Source organism: Sphingorhabdus sp. (assembly GCF_040079335.1).
Taxonomy (GTDB): Bacteria; Pseudomonadota; Alphaproteobacteria; order Sphingomonadales; family Sphingomonadaceae; genus Sphingorhabdus_B.
Genome location: NZ_JBEBKL010000125.1, coordinates 1 through 1,958, shown reverse-complemented (window position 1 = coordinate 1,958; position 1,958 = coordinate 1). Strand labels below are relative to the sequence as shown.

General features: G+C 57.6%; 2 protein-coding genes. Both read left to right on the top strand.

Going from position 1 to position 1,958, the window contains the following annotated elements:
* A partial coding sequence (locus ABL922_RS14720; RefSeq protein ID WP_349024958.1) for a chromate transporter occupies positions 1-1,138 on the top strand: 1,138 nt, incomplete at its 5' end.
* Positions 1,139-1,151: 13 nt separating this feature from the next.
* A complete protein-coding gene (locus tag ABL922_RS14715; RefSeq protein WP_349024957.1) occupies positions 1,152-1,883 on the top strand; it encodes a Fe-Mn family superoxide dismutase in 732 nt (243 codons plus the stop codon).
* Positions 1,884-1,958 lie beyond the last annotated feature (75 nt).

The window sequence follows — 1,958 nt, the reverse complement described above, 5'->3', positions numbered from 1 at the left end:
GTTACCCGGCGCGCTGGTGATGCTCGGCCTGTCGGCGCTCTATGTGATGGCATGGCAGGTCAGCTGGCTGGCAGGCATGTTCCTTGGCATCAAAGCCGCTGTGCTGGCGATTGTCGCGCAAGCGTTGATCCGCATCGCGGGGCGGGCGTTGAATACATCGGCTAAGCAAGCAATTGCGGTCCTTTCGTTTGTGCTGCTGTTCCTGTTCAACTCGCCGTTTCCGTTGGTGATATTGGGGGCGGGCATAGCTGGTGCTTTGATTGCGCGTCGGTCGCCCGAACTCCTAGGGACAAGAACCACCCCCACTACCACCGTTAGCCCTGAGCCTGTCGAAGGGCGTTTATCGGCTGGGCGTGGTTCACCTTCGGTGGCCTTTGGCTCGACAAGCTCAGCACAAACGGGTGGGGAGGATTTGCGCCCACCAAATTTACTCCCCCACATCCTAAAAACCACCGCGATCTGGGGCAGCATCTGGGCCGCGCCGATGGTGCTGATCTATGCAACGCTCGGCCCCAACCATGTGCTTTGGGATGTAGGCAGCTTCTTCTCGCAACTCGCGGTTGTCACCTTTGGCGGCGCCTACGCAGTGCTTGCCTATATGGCGCAGGAGGCGGTGAACGGATTTGCATGGCTTAGCGCGGGCGAGATGGCCGATGGCTTGGGCCTTGCCGAAACCACGCCGGGGCCGCTGATCTTGGTGACGCAATTCACCGGCTTCCTCGCCGGTTTCCGCACTCCCGCCCCATTCGACGCATGGACAGCCGGAATCCTGGCCGCCGGACTGACAACATGGGTCACCTTTGCGCCCTGCTTCCTGTGGATCTTCGCGCTGGCCCCCGCAATGGATCGGCTGCGCAGTTTGACATGGTTGCAAGGCAGTTTATCCACGATCACTGCCGCCGTCGTCGGAGTGATCGCTAACCTGTCCTTGTGGTTCGCACTGCACGTGCTGTTCCGCGAAGTCGGCGAACTCCATCTCGGCCCCGCCCGCATTTATTGGCCCGAATGGTCTAGCTTTGATTGGCGGGCGTTGTTGATTGGCGCTGGTGCCGCCGTGCTGCTGTTTCGGTTAAAGCTGAACATTATAAAGATGCTGGCAGTTGCGGCGTTGGCGGGTATGATTGCCCAGTCGTTTTAATAAGGATGCGAAAATGGCTGAACTTACCCGGCGCACGGCGATAGGCACAATTGCAACGGTGGCTATGGCATCTGTCGTTTCTGCATCTGATACCGCCATCAGCGCGTCGCCCGTTTTGGCATTCGCTGGACAGCATAAACCCGTGCAGCTTAGGTTTAACCCGGCAAAGCTGGTCGGGCTTTCTGAAAAACTGATCCAATCGCATTGGGAAAATAACTATCAAGGTTCGGTCAAGGCTTTGAACATGATTGAAGGCAGGCTAGCCAGCGCAATGGCTGATAAGGACTTTCCCGCTGTTGCCTATGGCGGGTTGAAAAGAGAACAGTTGCACCGGACTGGCTCTGTCGTTTTGCATGAACTCTACTTCGGCGCGCTTGGCGGCGATGGTGTGGCTAGCGGCGACATTATGAATGCGTTGGCTATGTCTTACGGGTCGTATGGTGCGTGGGAAGCTGAATTCCGCCGGACTGCTATGTCGCTTGCGGGTGGGTCGGGCTGGTGTGTGCTCGCTTTTGATCTGCATAGCGGCTCGCTCCATAACTATTGGGCGTGGGACCACATGCACCAACCAGCGACGGGCATACCGTTGCTCACACTCGATATGTATGAGCATAGCTACCATATGGATTATGGGAGTGCAGCGGCGAAATATGTCGATGCGTTCATGCTAAATGTGGATTGGGCTGTGGTTGATGCACGGTATCGGGCCGTTAAAGCGGTCGCGCTCGACGCGCTCTCCGCTTGACTCTGCGTGGATAACTGCTAACAGGTCCATCGACCGAGGGGCTTGCCTCTCATGTCACCGTCCGAGACAGTTGGT